This is a genomic window from Aliiroseovarius sp. F47248L, assembly GCF_023016085.1.
GTDB lineage: Bacteria > Pseudomonadota > Alphaproteobacteria > Rhodobacterales > Rhodobacteraceae > Aliiroseovarius.
This window is the reverse complement of record NZ_JALKBF010000001.1, coordinates 1825669-1845665: the sequence shown is the minus strand read 5'-3', so window position 1 is coordinate 1845665 and position 19997 is coordinate 1825669. Positions and strand designations below refer to the sequence as shown.

Genomic DNA, 19997 nt, shown 5'->3' with positions numbered 1-19997 from the left:
CGTTGCACTGCGAAGGCGAAAAGCACAGGTAAGCGGTGCCGATGTCCTTCTAAGCATGGGTGGACGGTGTGCCGCTTGCACGGCGCGGGTGGAGGTGCGCCTAGGGGGCAGGCGCATCCCAACTATCAGCATGGGTTGCGGACGCTAGAGATCAAGGACGTCAAGAAGCTGGTCGCGTCGCTTTGCAGCAGAGCCTGATGTGGTTTCAGTCTGGACGCTCAGTAACGTCATCCAGACCGTTGTAAGGTGTTATCTGAAAGCTAGTGGATTGCCACCTAGATCACGCAGGCGAATGGCCGTCCTTGCGCTTTTTACGTCCGAACCTAATCCCAACTCCGGCAAGGGCAGACAGGTAAAGAAGCGCGCTTGCGGGCATTGGGACAGGTGCGACTAGGTCGGTTTGCAGAACAAGATTGTCCGCTTTGAACCCGGCACACCATAGATCGCACCATGCGGTGTTCGGAGGCACGTCAGACCCAAGAGCAAGCCAATAGCGGTCAACGCTGGGATAGATTACAGTGAACTTGAGTGCGTCAATCCCAAAGAACTGGTCATCAAAAGAATGCGTAGTCCAGTCTTGAGGCCCGACCGTCTTTGTCGCAATCACTTCTCCGTAACGCATTCCCTCAATCGTCAACTTGGGAATTGGAGCCGTTCCACCTTTGGCCCATTCCCAGTATCCTGGTTGGCCCAACAGCGGGGCTGGGTCAGAAGCAGTTCTGTAAGCACGTGAGTAGCCATAGAGATCAATACTTGTAGGTGTGAAGTATTGATAGCTAGTTGGGCTAACTGTTGAAGTCGAAATGCCACCATCATGATGCAAGTAAAAACCGGAAGCATAGGCAACGCTTGTCTGGTAATTGAAGCCTTTCTCCGTCACGTTAAACGCCTTAGAGCCCCCCTGATATTCCTCCCACTTCTGGAGTATCGTAACGGTTGACGAAAACGCCATCTGTGTTGTGCAAATCAGCGCAAAAAACACCCTCAAAAGCATGGTATTACTCCTCAAAAAATTCCAGAATCTCTAGTCAATAAATCTAGTCAATTAAACTCTAAATAAATTGTATAAACTGAATGCAATCAAGGCAAGTTTGACGTCGCACTCAATCCTGCATCCAAATCATCGGCATGGATTGCAATGTGCCTTCCTTGTTGAAACCAAAAGGCTGAATTGTTGGTGATTGTAAGAAGTAACCGCTCTTATCGTGCAAATCATTTGACAGCTTAAAGTTGAACAGCTTGAATGCCGCCGTATCGAATTGAACAAGTAAAGGCTTGGGTTATCCGTTTGAAAAATTATGTAATTCTAGCGCTTGCTTGCGCGCTGGCTCTATCCCTGTCTGGCTTCAAGCCAATTCTACAAGCGTATAACAGCAGTGTCAGACATGGCACCCTTTCTGGGGTGGTCAAGTGTGTAGAGTTGAGCTCAAGTGACTTGATATCCAGTGAAGCTACAAAGAAAGTTTGCGCCAGCAAGCATGAAGTGGACATTCGACCCGTCGATCTAAATGGTCGTGGCGGACCTCGGAAAGATAAGTTGGACGTTACGATGGTGGCTTCACTCCAAAACAAGCACCAAGATACGATTTTCACGTGGGTTGAACTAAAACTCGGTGTCAAAGACGAAATCGGAACTGAGAGCTTTTACTCGGCACAGAGCAGAATTTGGGTGGAACCTGATACTACCTATGAGTTTAAGGCTATCTTAGAGGGTTTAAAACCTGAAGACTTTGGCGAGATGCCGCATTGTAACGATGCCAGCGAACAAAACAGTTGTTGGTCTTGGGGTGTCGCATTAGCTCGCGGCGTCATAGTAAAATGACAAGGTGACTTTCGCCAATTGCAACTAATGTGATGGGGGCGGGGCAAAACATGGTGCAGGCCAATTGAAAGCCGCTCTGGTTTACTACTTTTCTGCACTGCCAGTATGAAAGGGAAAAGGCGTTCAACAATCAGTGGATTCTCAGAGCGCATCTGCTACGTTGCTCAAAATAGCCCATCTAAAATGATTGGTCAGTTAGTTCCTAAAATCGGCAATCTCTGAGCCTTGCGTGGTATTTATTGTGGTATTCTATCGGGCGCCATTGGTTTTAATGATTTAAAAACAATTAATTATGTAAATTGTTTTAAAGACACCTCCTCCGCCATCATTAAAAACGACCTGATGGTATGATAGCGCCCGTCCGAAGGGCGCAGTTACTTAGCGCTGCGTTTTATCATATCGGCGGCCTTTTCGGCGATCATAACGACGGGTGAGGCGGTGTTGCCGGAAACGATCCTTGGCATGATTGACGCGTCAACCACCCGAAGTCCCTGCAATCCGTGAACACGCAAATCGGATCCCACAACAGCGGTGGGATCATCGCCCATTTTGCAGGTCCCGACGGGATGAAAGATGGTTGTGGCAATGTTGCCAGCTTGTCTCAGCAAGTCCGCTTCGGCTTGATGGGAAGGGCCTGGCAGGATTTCTTCGGGGTGATAACGCTTCAACACAGACGCAGACATAATTTGGCGCGTCTGCCGGATCGAAGTTACCGCTACCCGTTTGTCGTTTTCAGTTGAAAGATAGTTCAGGCGGATATCCGGTTGGACTGTGTGGTCTGACGATTGCGCATGGCAACTGCCGATACTCTCGGGCCGTAGGTTGCAGACCGACACTGTGATTGCAGGAAATGGATGTAGCGGGTCACCCAATCGATCGGTCGACAAAGGCTGAACATGGTACTCTAAGTCGGGCGTTTCCAGTGACGGATCGGATTTGGTGAACATGCCGAATTGACTGGGCGCCATGGATAAAGGGCCGCTTTGGGTCAGCACATATTGCAGCCCCATGCGCGCTTTCCCCAAAAGCGAGTTGGCCATCGTGTTCAGGGTTTTTGCATTCTGCACCTTGAACACTGTTCGGATCTGAAGGTGATCCTGAAGGTTCTCGCCGACACCCAGGCTTTCATGGACGGGTGTGACGCCTAGATCAGACAGTCTTTCCGCCTGGCCAATGCCAGACAGTTCCAAGAGTTTGGGAGAATTGATTGCACCCGCCGCCAACACCACTTCGGAGGTGCAAAGTGCTTTGTAAGATTTGTCTTTCCAGCGAAAGCGGACCCCATTCGCGGTTTTTCCGTCCAGGATCACTTGTTCGGTGTGCGCCTGCGTCAGAACTCGAAGATTGGGGCGTTTCATGGCTGGACGTAGAAAGCCGGTGGCAGTGCTCCACCTGATGCCATTGTTCTGGTTCACCTCGAAAAAGCCTGAGCCTTCGTTATTGCCGTCGTTGAAATCGTCACGTGGCTGAATACCGAACTCTTTGGCAGCCTCTTGGATCGCTGCAAGAATGTCCCATCGCAGACGTTGCTTCGCAACCTTCCATTCGCCGCCCTTGCGGTGCATGTCGGTGTCGCCGCCGTGGTGATCTTCGGACTTCAGGAAGTAGGGTAAAACATCGTCCCACCCCCATCCGACATTTCCCAATTGCCGCCAATTGTCATAGTCTGACGACTGCCCGCGCATATAGATCATGCCGTTCACCGAAGTGCAGCCACCAAGCACTTTACCGCGCGGATAAACCAATTCGCGACCGTTCAGGCCCGGTTCTGCTGCAGTTTTCATCATCCAATCGGTGCGCGGGTTGCCGATGCAATACAGATATCCAACCGGAATTTTAACCCAATGATAGTTATCTTTGCCGCCAGCCTCCAACAGCAGAACGCGTGTGTTTGGGTCTTCGGTGAGGCGATTGGCCAGAACACAGCCTGCTGTTCCTGCGCCGATGATGACGTAGTCGTAACTGCCATCCAGTGTTTCAACCTGCGTCATTCAGACCGCTCCCCTGGGCAGATAGACCTGTTTCCAAAACGCGCCATGAACGCCCACTTTTCTGCCTGATCTTTCGTAGGCCACCCTCTCTGATGGTTGTATTAAACGCAATGCTATCCTGTCGTGCGCGGTGAACTCCGCCGCCTTTACCCGATCAGATAGCGATAAACTGTGCCCACGATCGCCACGATGGCTACTCCCACTGCAATGTGACGCGAAGTCATGACACGCCGCTTCGGGGTGCCGCGTTTAAATCTCGGGTCCAAAAGGCGAGTATCGGCAAGAACTGCCCCAACACCGGTATCCGTGTTTAGGTCAAGGGGTTGCAATCTGCGTCCCTCTGATGCGTTCAGTTCGTGGATCGCCGCAAGAATGCTACCTGTCTTGGCAATTCTGTCTGCCAAAGTCTTCTGACTGCATCCAAGATGTTCTGCCAACAGGCGATTGCGCAGGTCGGCAATGATCTGACTGACGTCATCATCCCGCGCTTCGATGCTCAGATCGCATTCAGTGTCGAACCCCATAGACCTTCGGTCGATGTTGCTGGATCCAACGCGCAAAACCCGGTCATCGATCACGCAAACTTTGGCATGGACATAGATTGACTGGGACGCTGCATTGACCGGAGTGAGAATGCAAAACCGGTTGTCATGGTCAACTCTCTGAAGCGCTTTTACCATGCGCGTTCTGGTGACGTTCATGGCGCTATCCTCGATGATGTTTTCGGCATTAACCGGATTGATCACGACAATGTCAGGGCCGGTTGGCTCGCGCAGGCGTCGGGACAGTGCTTCTGTGACGGCGTCCGACGCAAAATATTGACTTTCAATGTAAATCGACGACTTCGCTGATGCTATTTCAACCAAAATCATCTCCTCAATCTCGTTGACTAGGGGATGATCTTCGTCGGGCGGCACGGTGCGAGAGATCGCCACAGGTATATTACGGCAACTGATATCTAGTGATGCTGGCCAGATGTCATGATCTGGAAGGTCTGGTGCATTTAGAGCTTCTCCGGTTGCCCGCTTCCACCGCATCCGGGCCAAATCTGCCAAGTCGCGGGCGACCGGGCCAGTCACTGCTGTGGTTGCATCATGCCAGGGGTCGGCAGGGGATCCATCGCGCAGCACGCGTCGCGGATCCTCGGGGGTGTGATCGGGTGTGTCCCATCGGGCGTCAGTGACGTCAATACCACCACAAAAAGCCAGCCGATCATCCACAATGACAATCTTCTGATGATGACAAGCACCGACCGGATGCCGCCCGTCCAATGCCAGTTTGATCCGGTCCGGTCCTGACATGCTCAGACGCACTGCAGGCACAAGTCGACCCGGCGCGATGACGGCCGACCCACTCCAACGCAGAATATAGATGTTCAGTTCTGGGGAACGATTGACCAGGAGCTTGATGAAATCTGCGACCTTGTTGGGGAGTCCATCTGGTGCGTCGCCGTCTGCATCGCTTTCACCCGGAAGCATCTCGATCTCCAGATCGAAATCCCAACCGATCAATAGCACTTGCCATTCAGCAGCTATCAACGCTTCGCGCAATGCACGGAAATAGGCGGCGCCATCGACCACAAGTTCGAACTTTTTGGCAGTATTGACCCTCCAGCAATTTCTTCCCGGCTCGAACAGGCTGCAGCTTTCGGGGGCGGGCTGATGATCTGACATAGCTTTCCGGTATCCTTGCACTGGCGTGAATTCGTATCTTCACGCACTTAACGTTACTGGCCCGACAAACGTTCCCTCGTGACGAGCGTAGTACCACTTTCGTTCGAGCTTCCAACGCCTACGCCTTTCAACATCGATTTCAAAAACATTGGAACCAATGAGGGCACGACTGCGTTTCTTACCCAAGCGCAAGTGGCGCATCGTTGTAATGACAATACGTGGAAGGCGGACATGAAAACACTTAATTTTCCATCGAAAGATCGGGTGTTCAAAGATTTATTTGCCCGTAATCCCGAACAGAATCTGAAAAAGGCTTTGGAGATCTATCAGCGTTTGCTGTCACATATGGATGATCGACCAGCAGGTGCACGCGCCGCGACGGTTTGTGCCATTTCGGCCGGATTGGAACGATTGACCGCCGAAACGCCTCAGATTTCTGTGCAACGCCAAGCGCCCCGTATTGACGCGCACGTTCAATAGGGTCCCTCGTCCAAACCGGACTTCGCCCTTCATTTCTGTAAATCAATGACAAATTGATCGACACTAGGATACGAGAATGACCAATATCTATGATGCTATCAAGAACGATCACGACAAACATCGCGAGATGCTGACCAAGATCAAGAACAGCAACACTCATGACCGCGGCAAACTGTGGCGCGCCTTTTATGAGGACGTCAAAAGCCACGCAGCGGCGGAAGAAGAAACTTTCTATTCGAAACTGATCTCAAAAACCTGGGGCCAGGATGCAGCCCGACATTCGGTCCACGAGCATCAGCAGCTTGATGATTTGATGGAGGAGATCAACGCCCTGAAACTAACGTCGGATATGTGGATGAAGACATTCGAACAACTGGCGCATGACTATAACCACCATATGGACGAAGAAGAAAACGAGGTGTTTGAACGTGCCAAGGAAACCATAAATGAAAAAGAGATCGAAGGCTTTGGAGCCCGGTTCGAAGCGCGCAAGAAGAAAGAGCGTGAGCTGATCGACGACAAGCGCGAAGACAGTCTTGAGGATTAAGACCTTATCATAGGTGTTTTACGCTTCCGACCACTGTTGGAGTGCTGAACACATTTGGGCATCATGACAATGATCACCTGACCTGAAAGGAGTGCTCGATGAAGAAACTGCTCAATGGAACCTGGGTATTGATTGCTGACGGTGAGAAAGCACTGTTCCTTATCAACGAAGGCGATGTGCAGAACACGGACTTGCAGGTGCTGCGAAAGGAAGAACAGGATAATCCACCCAATCGCGAACAGGCCGCCAATCGGCGAGGGCGTGTACATCAAAGTACCAATCACGGGAAATCAGCATATGAAGATACTGATTGGCACCAACTGGGGAAAGAACGCTTTGCGCAGGATTTGGCAGAGTATCTGTATCGCCAGGCTCACAAAGGCCAGTACACTCATCTGGTTCTCTGCGCCGCGCCAGATGTTTTGGCGATATTGCGTGATGAAATTCATCAAGAGGTGCGCAATCGCGTGATTGCTGAGGTTCCAAAAACGCTGACAAATCACCCGATCGACGAGGTGGCAAAGATCATTCGTGCCGAGCTGGAGACGCAATCATAACCTCCCAACCCTATCTGCTGGGAACCAAAAGGTCGGCGCTGCGTTGATCTAGTGAAAAGCAGCAGTGTGGCTGCACCACAATGAAAGGAAAGCAGAATGGATTTCGTGTCTGGCATAGGTGGTTTAATCATCTTGATTCTGGATATCTGGGCGATTGTTTCAGTGCTGCAATCGGGTGTGCCAGCATTGAACAAGGTGCTTTGGATCTTGTTGATTTTGGTCCTGCCGTTCATCGGCTTTATCATCTGGTTCGTTGCAGGCCCGAAAGGCGCATAACGACCCCTTTGCATCCTGTCTCCAATTATCTCACTGTCGCGTTCGATGTCGAACGCTGTTGAATCCATGTGGGTCAGGATGGAATCTCCGCTCACATTTGTTGAAAAGGAAAAAACGATGGCCAAAACAACTACATCCGCCAAATCGACAGCGAAGAAAACGCAAGCTGCCAAGAAAATCGACAAAGCCGTGGACGAGACAACCTCAGCGGTCAAATCTTCTGTCGAAAACTTGAAATCAGGGGCAGAAGATATTGCCTCGTCGGCTCGTGACACTGCCGAAACAACTGCAAACACCATTTCAGATAGCGCGTCACGTGCATCCGAGACCTTGCGCGGCGCCGCGGCGTCTTTGCGCGACGGCTCGTTTCAGGAACGCAGCTTTGGCCAATTGGCCGCAAGTCTGGCGGATGCCTCGGACGCGATCCGTGACAAAGATCTGGGCCAGATTTCGCGTGATGTCTCGGACTTTGCCAAACGCAATCCGTTGTTGTTTGCCGGTGGTGCTGCGCTAGTCGGGTTCGCGATTGCGCGCATGATGACCAAGTCAGGAGAAAAGTGATGAGAACCGAACAATCAACCTTATCGTTAATCTCGGATGTGCTGCGGCTTAGTTCGGGCTTGATCCAGAAAGAGATTAAACTGGCTAAGGCCGAGTTGGGTGAAAACATCAACCGGGCTGGGGTGGCCATTGGCCTTTTGGTCGGTGCGGCCATTCTGGCAATGATCGCATTGAATTTGATCGCGGGTACCCTTGTCGCCGCGTTGGCGACTGCCGGCATCTCGGTCGTTTGGTCCTCTCTGATCGTGGCCAGTTTTTTTGCTGTCTTTGCCCTGATCATGGTTCTGAAAGCACAAAGTGATCTGAAGATGGCCAGCCGTGCACCATCGCGCACCGCTGCCCGCATTCGACGCGACGCAAACGCCTTGAAGGAGGCCGCACATGAGAAATGAAATAGACCAAATTCAAGATGGAATTGAAACTGAGCGTGCCGAGTTGGAACAAAAGTTATCGGCGTTGAACGACCACGTTTCCGTCGAAGCCTTGACCGCAGAAGCAGGACAGCACTTGCGAGCCGCAAGCGGTGATGTTGTCCAGAAGCTTCTGGCGCGTTTTGGCCAGAATGCACAGGCACACCCGCTGGCTGTGGCTGCTGTGGGTGCGGGCATAAGCTGGCTGTTGTCTGGGGCAGGGGCGGGGTCGTCGTCGACGCCTGAGCCGACCGTTCGTCGTTCGATGGGTGCCTATAATGGACCCAAGCCAGCAGACGGTGATCCCGATCGTGATACGCCAGTGATGGTGGCGACGCATTCGACGAAACGCTCGCCTGACATTACAGAGCGCGTGCAGGACCACGCAAAGGACGCATTGGGTGCAGCACAAGATCAGTTGGATGAACTTCGCCGGCAAGCCAACGACATACGCAGTCGCATTGCAGAAGGCACCGAGGAGCTATCAACAGAGGCGCGTGCGCGCGTCATTGCCGCCCGCGAGAAAGCCTTGACCGCCGCTCAGACCTCGGGTCGAAAAATACGTGAAGCCGGTCACGTTAGTGCTGATTTCGCGAAAGAGAACCCTCTGGTTGTTGGCGGGGTCGCGCTTGCCCTGGGGGCCGCGGTTGCCGGTGCGCTCTACCTGCGCAATTCGGCTCGGACTGACGAAGACGGTACCGACGATTTCGACGCCTTTTCGGAAGCCGACCGCGTTTTCGAAGAAGAACTTGCACAAGCCCGAGCCGTGCGGAATACCGCCGTTCAGGGCATACCTGATGGCTAAGAACAGGAGGCTCATGATGGCCCGAGGTCGCGATGCCCGCACCCCAACAGACATCCCCCGGAGCGGATGGATCGATATTGCAACGCGGATCGCGCGTCGCTTCGGTCGTGATCGCATCAGCCTGATTGCGGCCGGCGTGGCATTTTTCGGAATACTTGCCCTTTTTCCAGCCATCACGGCCCTTTTGGCGGTAGGCGGGCTGGTTTTGGACCCTGGAATCATTGTCGCCCAGATGGATCGCTTTCAGGGGGTTGTCCCAGCCGATGCCCTGTCTATCATCCGTGCGCAGGCCACATCGGTTGCTCAAGCGAATGGGCTGGAGTTGACTTTGATCCTAAGTGTCGCACTTGCACTCTGGTCCAGTTCGCGCGGGGTGGCGACCCTTTGTGACGGCTTGAACATCGTCTATGCCGAAGAAGAAAAGCGGGGCTTTTTCAAAAGGAACACCACCTTTCTTGCGCTTACGGCATTGCTGATGCTGGGCATTCTGTTGGCGGTGATGGTCATTGTCGCGCTACCCTTGGTGCTTAGCTTTCTGTCGCTTGACCCAATCGCTGATTTGGCAACTCGTATCGGCACCTGGGGGTTGCTGATTGTGATGACTGTCGCGGGGATCTCTGTGCTTTATCGGTTCGGACCCAGTCGTCGCGATGCGCGCTGGGCGTGGATTTCACCCGGAGCAGTTTTTGCTTGCCTGTGCTGGATGGCGGCATCTTTTGCGTTCACGGTCTATGTCTCAAATTTTGCCAGCTACAATGAAAGCTTCGGGGCGATTGCCGGTGTGATCATCCTGCTGATGTGGTTGTGGATTTCTGCGATGGTTGTTCTGGTCGGTGGCAAGGTGAATGCCGAAATGGAACACCAGACTCGCACCGATACCACGACCGGACCCGATAAGCCGATGGGCGAACGAGGTGCCGTTATGGCCGATACGCTCGGCCAGAGCCGTGCCGAGACTAAAGGGGAATGAAGTGAGACAAAAAGCAAACTGGGCGCAGATTGGCATCTTTCTGTGCCTTGCGCTTTTCTTTCTGGATTGGGCCAGCGATCTGCTGATCCCAATTGTTGCGGCACTTTTGGGTTTTCTGATCATGCGCCCGGTGGAACGAAGCATGTCCAAATTGGGTGTTCCGAGCGTAATCACCGCATTTCTGGTCTGTGCGGTGGCAGGGATCGGTCTGACCTTTGCGGCCTGGAACTTCAGCCACCCGATCGCGCAACTGGCAGAAGACTTGCCGGATATGATCAATGACATTCGCAGAATGCCAAGTGCGGCGGCCGAGACGCTGGATAAACTGGGTGAAGCTGCCAAAGCCGCCGAGGACGCCGTTGCAAGCGCCGAGGACGAACCGGCGATGGCTGTGAAAGTGGTCGAAAGCACGAATTTTGTCAGTTCGCTGGTGGCGTCAGCCCCGGTGGTGTTGGGGCAGATCATACTGACCATTGTATTGATGTTTTTTCTGATTTCGTCGGGTTCATCTTTCGTGCGTAAACTGGTGGAAAGCCTGCCACGGTTCTCGGACAAGCGCGCAGCTGTGGCAATGGTTCAGCAGATCGAACGAAAGCTTGGCCAATATTTGGGTGGGATCACCTTGATCAACTTAACCCTTGGCATTGTTATCGGGGCTGCGATGGCTGCTTGGGGTTTGCCCAACCCCGTCATGTTCGCGGTGATCGCGTTCTCGCTGAATTTCATTCCTTATGTCGGTGCAATCTTTGGTGCGCTCCTGGCCTCAATCGTGGGTTTCAACGTGTATGATGACGCTTGGACGGCAATCATGATTTTTGCAACTTATATGGCGCTGACGTCGATCGAGGGGCAGCTTGTGACCCCTTATGTGATTTCAAATCAACTGAAGCTCAATCCGACCGTCGTGTTCGTCGCTGTGGCGTTTTTTGCGTGGATCTGGTCGGTGGTTGGGATGGTGATTGCGGTGCCAGTCTTGATAACTGCAAAGGTGATCCTTGATCAAACACCGTCAACCCGTGCGATTGGTGTTTTCCTAGGCGGTGAAGATGTGCGGAGCGATGATCCGCGCGTCGACCGAGAAAGCTGAGACCTCGCAACAAGCATCGCACAACAAAAAAGGCCCGCATGTTGAATGCGGACCCATAAAACTGTTGTAAATCTGTCCAATCGAAAGGGTTCAATCCTTTTCTTCGTCATCAGTCTTTTCAAGCTCTTCTGACGTGATGTCAGACTTCTCCTGATGATCTTTTTCGCCTTTTTCGCCAGGCTGGTTCTTCAGGTCATGGTGTTGCTCGGACCCTTTCAGGTCGAGCGGATTGTAAGATGGTTTGATCTTGGCCATGTGTCTCTCCTTCGCGTTGACGCTTTCGGCGCCGGTGTGTGTAGAGACAACGTGTGTCAGGCCAAATTGTTCCATATGTCAGTCGTCTTCGTGGTCTTGCAGGTCAAACCGGTCGCGCAGCAAGCCCACCAGCGTCAAGATCAGAAATGACAAAAGGGTGACGGTCGCAGCTTCAATCACGAACCCGAATCCGACGGCAAGGCCGATTATTCCAACCACCCAGATCAACGATCCGCTACCCACACCGCGCAATTTTCCATTGCTTCTGTTGGACATGATCGCGCCGGCACCCAGAAAGCCGATACCTCCGACGATCCCGCTGACCACGCGTGACAAATCAAACGAGACACCTTTTGCGTCGGCCTCGGATGCGATGTTCAGTGACACCATGCAAACCGCTGCTGCCCCCAGGCTGACCAGCATGTAAGCACGCATCCCCAATGGTTTGTGCTTGAATTCACGGTCGAGGCCCACCACCAGCCCAAGCCCCATCGCGACCAGGCTTCGAATTACAAATGTTTCATAATCAATCATCGACGCGTCCTTGCAGATTGGGTTGAAAACAGATCGGGCGCGGTCTAAACCGCGCCCGTTGTCTTAAGCGTTCATTAGCAGCAGAGTTTTCAATGGGCGTCAGTCCGACAGCCATTTGTCAACTTCATCGCGCGCCTCTTCTTTTGTTTTACCGTATTTTTCCTGCAACTTGCCTTCAAGCTGCTCGCGATTGCCGTCGATCTGATCAAGCTCGTCGTCGGTCAGTTCGCCCCACTGTTCCTTCAACTGCCCTTTGATTTGTTTCCACTTACCTTGAATTTCGTCCCAATTCATGCGGTGCCTCCTTACGTGTTGCGGTTTCTGATAAATCAACGCGACAGACGGGATTTGGTTCCCATTGGCCGAAGAAATCTTATTCGAAACTCAGCATTGATTTATTTCACCTGTCGGGGCATTTGAGCTTTGTAGATCACCGAGTTGACGTTGTGATGCCAATGCGCTGTCGCCTGAAGGTCGTGGGCATAGATATGTCGAAGTCGTGCGCTGACGGGATCAGGGCGCGCCAGTTCCCTGACATTAGCCGAGATTGTCAAAACAGCCTGATCGCCATCCTCAAGAAGACTGATCTGTATATGCTGAGCACCGGATCGGGATAGGCGCTTCAACTTCTCAACCAGAAGATAGCACAGTGCATAGACGCGATTGATACGAAGCTCGATATTCTGAAAGTCCTCCGTGATCTCGATATCGGCGTCTATTATTCCTTCATGTCGTAGTCCCTGTATCAATTTGCTGATGATTAGGCCAACCGGCAATACAGGTGCGTCAACTGTACGGTGCATTGCGTTGTGAACCAGATTTATCACACGGATGCGGGCGGCCAGCCGATTGACCAGCTGTTGTTCTTCAGGTGTGTGTGTATCCTGTTCGTAAAGACGCAGGATGGATTGAATGATTTGAAGGTTGTTTCCGACCCGGTGAAAAATTTCGCGCTGAAGGATGTTGGCGTTGTGAAGTCGGTTCTGCGCTTCCGCTTCTTCGTGTAGCAACTGATCAGACAGTGCCGAAAACTCGACCTGCATGGCTGCGGTCTCATTTGTGGCCCAGCGGCCAAGTCCGAGCTTTGGAAGATCGCGGTCTTGCCGAAAAGCCCGCATGTCGCGCGTCAGACGAGTGATGTCGTTCAGAGCCATTTTTCGGATCAACAGATCGGCCAACAGCAGACTAAGCGTAAGCAACAGCAATGGCACAAAACCAGCGTTGACGATGATCAGCCAAACGGGTGGTGCAGCGACACCGGGTTGCAGCGTCGCAATTAGACGTAGACCGAATGCCGCCACCGGAAGGGCTGCGACATCGTGGTCAGATTGGTCGCGTAGAATGTCGCGTGCATCTGTTGCAAGACGATTGCCAAGGTCTTGGTAGACGGCTTGATCGGCACCTGTTGCTGTGTCGGGTGTTCTGTTTACGAAAAGATAACCCGTGGCGACGTCGGGCAAGTCGACCTTGGGTAAACTTGCTTTGATTGCAATGATGTTGTCTTCGATCTTCTTTGTGGCAAGAATATCGCTGTCGGTCATTGTGATCTGAGGGGATTGTACGATGCGAGCGGACGTAACTTCCGTCCCCACGCCGGACCGCTGCATGGCTTGTGCACAAAGCGGTTGCTCGTCTTCCGAATAAATTCCGACTGCCGCAATTGGAAAACTTGCCTGCAAAATGGCGTCTATTACCATGTCACATTCGCCGCCTTCGGATAGGCCGCGACTGCTTAATCCACCCAGCAGGTCAAGAAAAAGATCAGTTTGCACCAATATCGCAATCACCGGCGCAAACGCGCTTTCAATAGCATCAAGTGCCGCGATCTCGCGCGCTTCATGTCGGTCTGTCAGGATGTTAAGCTGATAATAGCTGGCCAATACTGCAATCGGCGCCATGACGATCATGTAAACCGCCACAAAGCGACTTCGAAGAGAGCCAAGCAAGATACGGGGATCGCGGGTCACATGTGTCCTGATTGATTGACAATTGAAAGGGTTTGACTGTCGGTAAGCTCGGTTGGTTTGTCGTCGTCCAGCTCCATCAACCGGGCCAACTCTTTTCGCGCGCGATTGGTGCGCGATTTCATTGTCCCTACGGCAACTTCGCAGGCTTCGGCGGCCTCTTCATACGACAGACCCAGCGCACCGATCAGGGTCAGGGCCTCGCGATGCTCGTCCTTGAGCTGTTGAAACGCCATCTTGAATTCGTTCAGTTGCATGTGGCCGTCGTGATCTGGCTTCACAGACAAAGCCCCGACAATCTCACCTTCGGGATCTTCAGCCTCCCGCACGGCTTTGCGACGTTCGGAATAAAAGGTATTGCGCAAGATGGTGAACATCCAGGCACGCAAGTTGGTGCCGGTTTTGAACTTGTCAAAATTGCCAATGGCTTTGACCAAGCATTCTTGAACCAAATCATCTGCACGGACGGCATCCTTGGTCAGACTGCGAGCAAAGGCGCGCAGTGCGGGAATATGCTCCAACACAGCATCGCGGGGATCCGGAAGGGTCATTTCTTTGGCTCCTCCGAGGATTTGTCAGAGGCGGTGTCTTTCAGTTTCGCCAGTAAATCCTTGAACCGATCCGGTATGCCTTCATCCAACGTTTCGCTGAACGCCATCTTGAGGTTCTCGTCGATCAATTCTTGTGACCGTTTTTTGTTGGCGTTGTTAGCGGACATTGATTTCACTCTGTTATCTCGGATTTTACCGGCCTAGTATAAACACAACGATCAAAACACCAACGGGTTCCCGTTTCTGGAAAATAAAGTTCGACAAGACAGGCAAAGGTGAAAAAATGGACCACATCGCGATACATATTCCTTATCTGCGCCGCTATGCCCGTGCCTTGACCGGCAGCCAGTCAACCGGGGATGCCTATGCCGCAGCAGTGCTAGAGGCGATGATCGCAAACCCCGACACGATCCCCGCCCAGAAAGGCGCGCGAGTGGCGCTGTATCAGTTGTTTCACACCATCTGGCAAAGCTCGGGTGCGCCTGTCTCGGATGCTGATCGTGGCGCGGCTGCGAAGGCGCAAAAACGGTTGGCTTCTTTGACCGAAAATGCGCGCGAGGCTGTGTTGCTGAACGCACTGGAGGACTTTCCGGCAGAAGATGTCGCCAAGGTTCTCGGCGTAGATACTGCCGAAGCAGAATCTTTGATCCGCATAGGTCAGGCCGAGCTGGCCAAAGCCGCACGCGGTGCGGTGTTTATCATCGAAGATGAACCTATCATTGCGATGGATCTGGAAGGGATTGTATCTGACGCAGGCCACCGGATCTTTGGCGTGGCGCAAACGCACGATGAGGCGATGGAGATTGGCACAAACGGTCGCCCTGATCTGATCCTTGCAGACATCCAACTGGCGGATAACAGCTCGGGCATTGATGCAGTAAACGATTTGCTGGCTGCGCATGGCGACGTGCCTGTGATTTTCATCACCGCGTTTCCAGAACGTCTGCTGACCGGAGAACGGCCGGAACCTGCATTTCTGATCACAAAACCTTTCCGCGCGGAACAGGTGCTATCGGCCATTTCTCAGGCGATGTTCTTTTCGTCAACCGAAACGCTGGCATAACCGGTCAAGTGCGTTCTGGATATCAAGGAGCTGGGGCCTCCTTAGGTTCATTTACGGCACTTTTCTGAACCGCGCGGTGTGCATAGATAAGGATGACACTGCCCAGAACCGCCGCAATCAATGAGGCAAGCAGGACCGCAAGTTTTACGGATTCCAACTGAGTGCCCGCGAAGGCCGAGTTGGCGATGAAAATCGACATGGTGAAGCCGACCCCCGCCAGACACCCTGCACCCAGAACCTGTACCAGATTGATTTCTGATGAAAGCCGACCTAGGCCCAGTTTTGCGGCCGCATAGACAAACAGAAAGATGCCCAGCGGTTTGCCGACGACCAGCCCCAGGATCGTGCCAAGGCTTTCGGGAGCCGTGAAGTTCACGCTGCTTGCAGTGATCAGAAGCCCGGTGTTGAAGAATGCAAACAGCGGCAGAACAAGGAAGTTGATCCAGTTTTCCAGGGCGTGCCGCACATGAACGCCCGGTGCCCCAAGCCGGTCCATGATGGTCTGCAACTGCATGAAAGTCGGGGCAGCAACGATGTTTTCTGATCCGATCTGTTTGTCACGCTCGAACAATTTGGCGGTCTGGGCAGCCACAGCGGCCCGGTTGGCTTTTGCACGGCTTGGCAGGGCGACGGCAGTCAGAACACCCGCCAAGGTCGCATGCAGACCGCTTTCGTGGATGAAATACCAAAGAACAACACCGAGGATCAGATAGGGCGCACGCCAATAGATTTTACCGACATTCATCGCCATCATTGCTGCAAAGATGACGCACGCCGTGATGAAGGCCACCAGGTGGAAGCCGTGCCCATAAAATGCAGCAATCACCAGGATCGCACCAAGGTCATCCACGATGGCCAATGCTGACACGAATATTTTCAGCGACGTTGGAACCCGGTTGCCAAGCAACGCCAGGATACCAAGGGTAAACGCAATGTCCGTTGCCATCGGGACGCCCCAACCGTGCACCTCGGGCGTGCCCCAGTTCAATGCCGCATAGACCCCGGCGGGCACAAGCATGCCGCCCAATGCGGCAATGATCGGCATGGCCGCAGCCGAGCGATTTGACAATTCGCCCTCGACGAACTCGTGCTTGATCTCGATCCCGACCAAAAGGAAAAACAGAGCCATCAAGGCATCATTAATCCATGCCAGCAGGCTAAGGTCCAATCGCCAGCTTCCCGCAAACAGGCCGATGGATGTGTTTCTGAGCGTGTCGAAAAAGTCGTAAAACCCGACATTGACGAAAACCAACGCGGCCACTGTCGCTACAATCAACGTCATCCCGGCGGATGCGGCCCAGTCGATAAAACGGAACGCGGCGACTTCCAGCCGGACACCCAGTGGACGCTCGATCGCTTCCAGCAGGGCTACTTCATCCCAAACACCCTGATAGAGCGTCCCGTCGATGAACAGGTAAGGCGCGGAGGGTGGAACTTCTTTAGACAGTGAATTGCGGTCATGTTGGATACGCTGGGCGACGTCAGGCGCGTCCAAATCCGCTTCAAACCGGGGCAGGTCCAGTCCAAGCTTGTTTGCCAGCTTTATGACAGATGCGCGCGTATATTTCGGCGACGCTTCAAACAGGGTTGTGAACATGTCGAAAAAGCGGTCTTGCTGCCCGGCTGCGATGGCGGCTCGTGCTGCAATATCTGCCCGTTTGTCGCCTTCAGGATAGGTGAAGCGAATGGCAACTGTGACCTGATCAGGGGATAGCCGATCTGCCAACCGCAGGATGATGTCCCGAAGACGCCGAGTAGGTTTGTCGGTAAAGTCAACGAACCAGACAATCCTTCGGGCAGCCGTTTCGTTGCCGATGACGAAATCACGGGTAGGGTCGTAGTCTTTGTTCAGCACCATCGTTTTGCCTAAATCCTAAAGTGGTGAAGCACCCAACTGAGAATGAAACATCCTGCCGGTTGCGTTAATCCACGCTGCGGGGGCCAAACAGCAACCAGGCAAGGAAGCCCAGGATCGGCAGCAGCAAGATAGTGACCGTCCAAAGCACCTTGGAAAGCGACGACGAACGAGAATTCAGGATACTGTATATTGCATATATATCAAGGGCTAAGACGACGGCTCCGCCCAGGCTCATGGTCATGTTGTTCATAGCTTGGCCTTTCGTTGTTAGCGCGCTGTTCCAGAGGGATGACCTATTGCTAAGATCATCGCGTCAGAGTTCAAGGGTTGGAGGATTCAGTTGATATCGCGGCGAACCTGCCCCCACGCGAGCATTGCAAAAATGACTGTTCCACCCACTACATTGCCCGCCAAAACCGGTAGAAAGAAGCCACATACAGCCTGTTGCAGCCCAAGCCCGCCGGTAACAATCAGATAAGCCATTTCCACCGACCCGGCGACGATATGGGTGAAATCTCCTGCCGCGATCAGCCATGTGAACAGCACAATGATCGACACGGATGAAGCGCCAGCCTCGGGTAGCATCCAGACAATTGCTGCGACCAGGATGCCCGCCGGAATTGCCCGAGCAAAGCTTTCGGCAGGGGGCATTCCCGTGGCATGGCGTGACAGCTCTTCGATTGCGGGCAATATTTCAGCTGTGATAGCGCCGCTGTAGGCATAGAAGGTCGCGATCGCAAAAGCTCCAATCACATTGGCAAACAAAACGATCGCCCACAGCACAACGATCCTGTTGAATATGTGCCAACTTGGGCTGTGCAGAAAGGGTAGGACGGTCGTGATCGTATTCTCTGTAAAAAGCTGCATACGTCCGATGATCACCATCACGAACCCTAGTGAGTATCCGAGGTTCTCGATCAGATAGCTGTAGGATGTATCCGGCAGATAAGTGCGCAAGACGGCCTCGCCCAGAACCGAGAAGCTGATAACGATCCCTGCGGACACACCCGACCAGAACAGAGACCCGTTGCTGCGTTCCAATTCTTCATCACCACTGCGCCGGATCACTTCGTAAACCGTTGTTGCGGTCAGCTTGCTGGCGTCTTCGATGGCCTGCTCTTTGACGATTTCTTCTTCGGTCATGTGTCAACTGTCCAATAAGTTGCTGTTTTTGTCGCCTTCGACTTGCACCTGCATCTGCGGTTCAAGGTTGTCCACTTCGTTCGATAGATCTTCGTCTATCGCGGTGCGCTCTGGCTCGCGTTTGGGTTTGGGCATCGCGGCGGTGGGCGTCGTGGATTGGTCAGGGGTCTGAGGGGGTGCCAACGGGACGCCTTCCGGGAATATGATCTCGCGGGCTTCATCGGGCATGCTAATACCCGCATCAGTCAGTGCTTTCATCACGCGCCGGATCAGAACAGATTTTAGTTTCAGTGGTGAAATTGTTTCCCCGTTAAACCAATAGTAAATCTTGATGATCACCGTGGATGCACCCAGCGTATCGGCAAGAACCATCGGCTCTGGCTCGTTCGAAATGGCTTCATGTTCTGCCAATTCACGCAAAATGATTTCCTGCACATCGCTGATTGAGGCGTCATAACCAATGCCTACTTCGAACGACCCACGCCGACTGGGGCTGGCCGAGAAGTTTTCGATAGTCGCTTTGAAAACGGCGGCATTGGGGATCTGAATATGGTTTCCTTCCGGAGACACCAGAACTGTGCTGCGGGTGTTCATACTGTGCACGATGCCTTGGTGTCCCGCCACATCCACAAAATCTCCGCGCCGAAAAGGTTGTCGCAGGCTTAGCAACAAACTGGCCAGAAAGTTCTCGGCAATGTCGCGGAAGGCAAAACCGATGACGATCCCGATCACACCTGCCCCCCCAAGAACCGAGATTGCAAGCTGCGTCAGCCCGGCAATTTGTAGCACGATGTACAGCCCGACAAGAAACACCGGCAAAGCGATGAACCGCGCGGTCACGTCGCGCAAAAAGGGCGATCCCAGTCGTTTTTTCAATACCCATCGCGCCAACCGTGCGACGCCCGTTGATAGAAACAACGCCAGGGGCAGGATCAAGAACGCCAAAAGGATCAGCGGTGCGGCAGCGACTGTTTTATCCCACAAGCTGCGCAGCTCCGAGATTGCCGGATCTATCGAGAAATCAGTATCCTGCGCCACTGCCAATCGGTTGACGACAGCAACCACGCCGTCGGTTTTTGCTGCAAGATCACGTGCCCAGTCCTGCCGCTTGGACGAGGTCGCAGTGCCGTCCAGAAAGACGATCCCATCCTGCACTTCGACCTGAACGCCTTCATACCATCCGGTCGCTTTCAGGATAGCCTGAATGCGCGCGGCAATCTGGTCATCACGTACGCTTTCGATGACCGAGATGGTCTGGTCTGTATCGACGACTTCGGTTTCAATCCCATCATCTATTCCTTCACTGCTGGCTTGGCCCAACACAGGACCGGCGGGCAATGAGGCGCCCAGTATCAGAGCAAAGGCCAATACCCGTATGAAAGTCTTCCCCATGGAATATCCTAAAATTTCCTTCGTTTAAGAACGCAGGATGACCTGAATGGTTCCCAAG

Annotated in this window: 24 protein-coding genes; 11 read left to right on the top strand and 13 right to left on the bottom strand. The window is 53.2% G+C overall.

Going from position 1 to position 19997, the window contains the following annotated elements:
• Window positions 1-280: 280 nt before the first annotated feature.
• On the bottom strand, window positions 281-880 hold the full coding sequence (locus MWU51_RS09200; RefSeq protein ID WP_247036602.1) for a hypothetical protein: 600 nt from the start codon (window positions 878-880) through the stop codon (window positions 281-283).
• A 363-nt stretch (window positions 881-1243) separates the two neighbouring features.
• On the opposite strand from MWU51_RS09200, the gene MWU51_RS09195 reads away from it, so the two are divergent.
• Window positions 1244-1822, top strand: coding sequence for a hypothetical protein (locus MWU51_RS09195; protein ID WP_247036600.1), 579 nt, complete (start codon window positions 1244-1246; stop codon window positions 1820-1822).
• Window positions 1823-2196: 374 nt separating this feature from the next.
• On the opposite strand, the gene MWU51_RS09190 is transcribed toward MWU51_RS09195, so the two are convergent.
• Together MWU51_RS09190 and MWU51_RS09185 are read right to left on the bottom strand one after the other, a co-directional pair.
• Entirely contained in the window at window positions 2197-3813 is a 1617-nt protein-coding gene (locus MWU51_RS09190) for a GMC family oxidoreductase (RefSeq protein WP_247036598.1), read from the bottom strand.
• Window positions 3814-3959: 146 nt separating this feature from the next.
• The gene (locus MWU51_RS09185) at window positions 3960-5486 is read right to left on the bottom strand and encodes a phospholipase D-like domain-containing protein (RefSeq protein WP_247036596.1); all 1527 of its coding nucleotides are present in this window, start codon (window positions 5484-5486) and stop codon (window positions 3960-3962) included.
• A gap of 231 nt (window positions 5487-5717) precedes the next feature.
• Here MWU51_RS09185 and MWU51_RS09180 point away from each other — a divergent pair, with 231 nt between their 5' ends.
• The 9 genes from MWU51_RS09180 (at window position 5718) to MWU51_RS09140 (ending at window position 11179) form a co-directional block, all read left to right on the top strand.
• Window positions 5718-5966, top strand: coding sequence for a hypothetical protein (locus MWU51_RS09180; RefSeq protein ID WP_247036594.1), 249 nt, complete (start codon window positions 5718-5720; stop codon window positions 5964-5966).
• Between the two features lie 76 nt (window positions 5967-6042).
• Window positions 6043-6513, top strand: coding sequence for a hemerythrin domain-containing protein (locus tag MWU51_RS09175; protein WP_247036593.1), 471 nt, complete (start codon window positions 6043-6045; stop codon window positions 6511-6513).
• 98 nt (window positions 6514-6611) lie between these two features.
• Window positions 6612-7070: a host attachment family protein gene (locus MWU51_RS09170; RefSeq protein ID WP_247036591.1), complete on the top strand. Its 459-nt coding sequence runs from the start codon at window positions 6612-6614 to the stop codon at window positions 7068-7070.
• Between the two features lie 96 nt (window positions 7071-7166).
• The gene (locus tag MWU51_RS09165; protein WP_247036589.1) at window positions 7167-7346 is read left to right on the top strand and encodes a PLDc N-terminal domain-containing protein; all 180 of its coding nucleotides are present in this window, start codon (window positions 7167-7169) and stop codon (window positions 7344-7346) included.
• Window positions 7347-7463: 117 nt separating this feature from the next.
• Complete coding sequence (locus MWU51_RS09160) at window positions 7464-7907, top strand: hypothetical protein (RefSeq protein ID WP_247036587.1); 444 nt, start codon at window positions 7464-7466, stop codon at window positions 7905-7907.
• On the top strand, window positions 7907-8299 hold the full coding sequence (locus tag MWU51_RS09155; RefSeq protein WP_247036585.1) for a phage holin family protein: 393 nt from the start codon (window positions 7907-7909) through the stop codon (window positions 8297-8299). The genes MWU51_RS09160 and MWU51_RS09155 overlap by 1 nt, the downstream gene beginning before the upstream one ends.
• On the top strand, window positions 8289-9122 hold the full coding sequence (locus tag MWU51_RS09150) for a hypothetical protein (protein ID WP_247036583.1): 834 nt from the start codon (window positions 8289-8291) through the stop codon (window positions 9120-9122). The genes MWU51_RS09155 and MWU51_RS09150 overlap by 11 nt, the downstream gene beginning before the upstream one ends.
• A gap of 16 nt (window positions 9123-9138) precedes the next feature.
• Window positions 9139-10092, top strand: a complete 954-nt coding sequence (locus MWU51_RS09145; RefSeq protein WP_247036581.1) for a YihY/virulence factor BrkB family protein — start codon at window positions 9139-9141, stop codon at window positions 10090-10092.
• Between the two features lies 1 nt (window position 10093).
• Window positions 10094-11179: an AI-2E family transporter gene (locus MWU51_RS09140; protein WP_247036579.1), complete on the top strand. Its 1086-nt coding sequence runs from the start codon at window positions 10094-10096 to the stop codon at window positions 11177-11179.
• Window positions 11180-11269: 90 nt separating this feature from the next.
• On the opposite strand, the gene MWU51_RS09135 is transcribed toward MWU51_RS09140, so the two are convergent.
• The 6 genes from MWU51_RS09135 to MWU51_RS09110 form a co-directional block, all read right to left on the bottom strand.
• Window positions 11270-11434: a hypothetical protein gene (locus MWU51_RS09135; RefSeq protein ID WP_247036577.1), complete on the bottom strand. Its 165-nt coding sequence runs from the start codon at window positions 11432-11434 to the stop codon at window positions 11270-11272.
• Between the two features lie 78 nt (window positions 11435-11512).
• Window positions 11513-11968: an MgtC/SapB family protein gene (locus MWU51_RS09130; protein ID WP_247036576.1), complete on the bottom strand. Its 456-nt coding sequence runs from the start codon at window positions 11966-11968 to the stop codon at window positions 11513-11515.
• Between the two features lie 99 nt (window positions 11969-12067).
• A complete protein-coding gene (locus MWU51_RS09125; protein ID WP_247036574.1) occupies window positions 12068-12262 on the bottom strand; it encodes a CsbD family protein in 195 nt (64 codons plus the stop codon).
• Window positions 12263-12363: 101 nt separating this feature from the next.
• Window positions 12364-13935 (bottom strand): histidine kinase dimerization/phosphoacceptor domain -containing protein, encoded by a 1572-nt coding sequence (locus MWU51_RS17140; protein WP_247036572.1) that lies wholly within the window; start codon window positions 13933-13935, stop codon window positions 12364-12366.
• Complete coding sequence (locus MWU51_RS09115; RefSeq protein ID WP_247036570.1) at window positions 13932-14483, bottom strand: RNA polymerase sigma factor; 552 nt, start codon at window positions 14481-14483, stop codon at window positions 13932-13934. Before MWU51_RS09115 ends, MWU51_RS17140 begins: the two co-directional genes overlap by 4 nt.
• A complete protein-coding gene (locus MWU51_RS09110) occupies window positions 14480-14650 on the bottom strand; it encodes a NepR family anti-sigma factor (RefSeq protein ID WP_247036569.1) in 171 nt (56 codons plus the stop codon). The genes MWU51_RS09115 and MWU51_RS09110 overlap by 4 nt, the downstream gene beginning before the upstream one ends.
• A 116-nt stretch (window positions 14651-14766) precedes the next feature.
• Here MWU51_RS09110 and MWU51_RS09105 point away from each other — a divergent pair, with 116 nt between their 5' ends.
• Complete coding sequence (locus tag MWU51_RS09105) at window positions 14767-15546, top strand: response regulator (protein ID WP_247036568.1); 780 nt, start codon at window positions 14767-14769, stop codon at window positions 15544-15546.
• Window positions 15547-15568: 22 nt separating this feature from the next.
• On the opposite strand, the gene nhaA is transcribed toward MWU51_RS09105, so the two are convergent.
• The 4 genes from nhaA to MWU51_RS09085 all read right to left on the bottom strand — a co-directional run bounded on the left by nhaA (window position 15569) and on the right by MWU51_RS09085 (window position 19939).
• Window positions 15569-17404, bottom strand: a complete 1836-nt coding sequence (gene nhaA, locus MWU51_RS09100; protein WP_247036567.1) for a Na+/H+ antiporter NhaA — start codon at window positions 17402-17404, stop codon at window positions 15569-15571.
• A 64-nt stretch (window positions 17405-17468) separates the two neighbouring features.
• Window positions 17469-17645: a PLD nuclease N-terminal domain-containing protein gene (locus MWU51_RS09095; RefSeq protein WP_247038783.1), complete on the bottom strand. Its 177-nt coding sequence runs from the start codon at window positions 17643-17645 to the stop codon at window positions 17469-17471.
• Between the two features lie 95 nt (window positions 17646-17740).
• Complete coding sequence (locus tag MWU51_RS09090; RefSeq protein WP_247036565.1) at window positions 17741-18547, bottom strand: formate/nitrite transporter family protein; 807 nt, start codon at window positions 18545-18547, stop codon at window positions 17741-17743.
• A 3-nt stretch (window positions 18548-18550) separates the two neighbouring features.
• Complete coding sequence (locus MWU51_RS09085; protein WP_247036564.1) at window positions 18551-19939, bottom strand: mechanosensitive ion channel family protein; 1389 nt, start codon at window positions 19937-19939, stop codon at window positions 18551-18553.
• Between the last annotated feature and the right edge of the window lie 58 nt (window positions 19940-19997).